Annotated in this window: 1 protein-coding gene; it reads left to right on the plus strand. The window is 71.5% G+C overall.

Annotated features, from left to right (window positions below):
- Window positions 1–2 precede the first annotated feature (2 nt).
- Window positions 3–494 (plus strand): transcriptional regulator NrdR, encoded by a 492-nt coding sequence (gene nrdR, locus G7A99_RS23830; protein ID WP_018716351.1) that lies wholly within the window; start codon window positions 3–5, stop codon window positions 492–494.
- Window positions 495–593: the final 99 nt, after the last annotated feature.

Raw genomic sequence — 593 nt, forward strand, 5'->3', positions numbered from 1 at the left:
CGATGCGCTGCCCCTTCTGCCAGGCGCAGGACAGCCGCGTGATCGACTCGCGGCTCGCGAGCGAGGGCGACCAGGTGCGTCGTCGCCGCGAGTGCTCCACCTGCGGCGAGCGCTTCACCACCTACGAGACCGCGGAGCTGCTGATGCCGCGGGTGGTCAAGCGCGACGGTTCGCGCGTGCCCTTCTCGGATGAGAAGCTGCGCACGGGCCTGTCCCGCGCCCTGGAGAAGCGCCCGGTCGCCACCGAGGCGATCGAGGCGGCGATCAACCGGATCCGCAAGCGCATCCAGTCCACCGGCGAGCGCGAGGTGCCGGCGAGCCGTATCGGCGACTGGGTGATGGAGGAGCTCCGCGAGCTCGATCAGGTCGCCTACGTGCGTTTCGCCTCGGTGTACCGCAGCTTCGAGGACGTCAGTGCCTTCCGCGAGGTCATCGAGGGGCTGGAGAAGCGCTCGGCGGACACGGGCGACGGCGACAATGACCGGCGGGAGTGAGCCGGGCCCGGGCAGCTTCTCCGCGACGGACCACGCCCTCATGGCGCGGGCGATCCGGCTCGCGCGCCGGGGCCTGTACACCACGGACCCGAATCCCCG

It is taken from the genome of Arhodomonas sp. KWT (genome assembly GCF_010993615.1).